Genomic DNA, 1,283 nt, shown 5'->3' on the forward strand with positions numbered 1-1,283 from the left:
CCTGGCCGCCCTGCCGGTGCGCGAGGACCCGCGGGACGTGCTCGTCGCGCGCGACGAGCTGAAGTTCACCGACCTGCCGCGCGGCGCCCGCATAGGCACCGGCTCCCCGCGCCGCATGGCCCAGCTGAACGCGTACGCCCGCGCCCACGGACTGGACATCGAGACGGTCCCGATCCGCGGCAACGTGGACACCCGCATCCGGTACGTCCGCGACGGCGAGCTCGACGCGGTCGTCCTGGCCGCCGCCGGACTCAACCGGATCGGCCGTATCGAAGAGGTGACCGACTTCCTGTCGGTCGACACGGTTCTGCCCGCCCCCGGCCAGGGGGCCCTGGCGATCGAGTGCGCCGCCCAGCGCGCGGACCTGATCGCGGCGCTCGGCGAGCTCGACGACCCGTTCACGCGGGCCGCCGTGACCGCCGAACGGTCACTGCTCGCCGCCCTGGAGGCCGGTTGCAGCGCACCTGTGGGTGCGCTGGCCGACTTGTTGGGGGGCGGCCAGTTTGTCAAGGAAATGCGCCTGCGCGCCGTCGTCGGGACCACCGACGGCACCCGCATGGTGCAGTTGTCCACCACCGGTCCCGTGCCCCTCACGCACGACGGTGCGCTGGCACTCGGTAGCGACCTCGCCACCGAGATGCTCGCCCAGGGCGCGGCCGGTCTGATGGGGGAGCGAGCACATTGAGCCCCACCGCCCTTCCTGCCGCCGGTCCGGAACACGGGCACGTCACCTTCCTCGGTGCCGGACCCGGGGATCCGGGACTGCTGACTCTGCGCGCCGTGGAGGCACTGTCCCACGCGGACGTCCTGATCGCCGAGCCCGAGGTGCTCGATGTGATCCGGACGCACGCGCGGCAGGGCGTCTCCGTCGTGCACACCGACGGGGACCTGTCCACGTCGCCACCGGGCACGCCGCAGCTCACGGTCGTTGACGGCACGTCAACCACCGCCGCTGCCCCGTCTCCTGCCCGGGATGCCGCTCATCTTGTCATGGAGGCCGCGCGGGGCGGCAGGCGGGTGGTGCGTGCGGTCCCGGGTGACCCCGGGCTCGACACGGACGCCGCCGAGGAGATGCTGGCGTGCGCCGCGGCCGGGGTGCCCTTCGAGGTCGTACCCGGCGTGGCGGCCGCGGTCGGTGTGCCGGCGTACGCCGGTGTGCCGCTGCGGGACGCGGACGGCGCGGACGTCCGGTTCGTGGACGCCCGTACCGCCTCCGACCGCTGCTGGACCGAGGTCGGCGCCTCCGACGGCACGGTGGTCGTCTCCACCACCCTGGACGCGGT

2 protein-coding genes are annotated in these 1,283 nt (G+C 73.9%); both read left to right on the forward strand.

All coding sequences use genetic code 11. The annotated features are described in order from the left end of the window. The coding region (hemC, locus tag ACPC54_RS42095) for a hydroxymethylbilane synthase (RefSeq protein ID WP_498973040.1) at positions 1–685 on the forward strand (685 nt) is incomplete at its 5' end. Continuing rightward, positions 682–1,283, forward strand: a 602-nt coding sequence (locus ACPC54_RS42100; RefSeq protein WP_498973042.1) for a uroporphyrinogen-III C-methyltransferase, incomplete at its 3' end; no start/stop codon positions are given. The genes hemC and ACPC54_RS42100, both read left to right, overlap by 4 nt.

The sequence above is a fragment of the Kitasatospora sp. NPDC094028 genome, from assembly GCF_049543595.1.
Lineage (GTDB): Bacteria > Actinomycetota > Actinomycetes > Streptomycetales > Streptomycetaceae > Kitasatospora.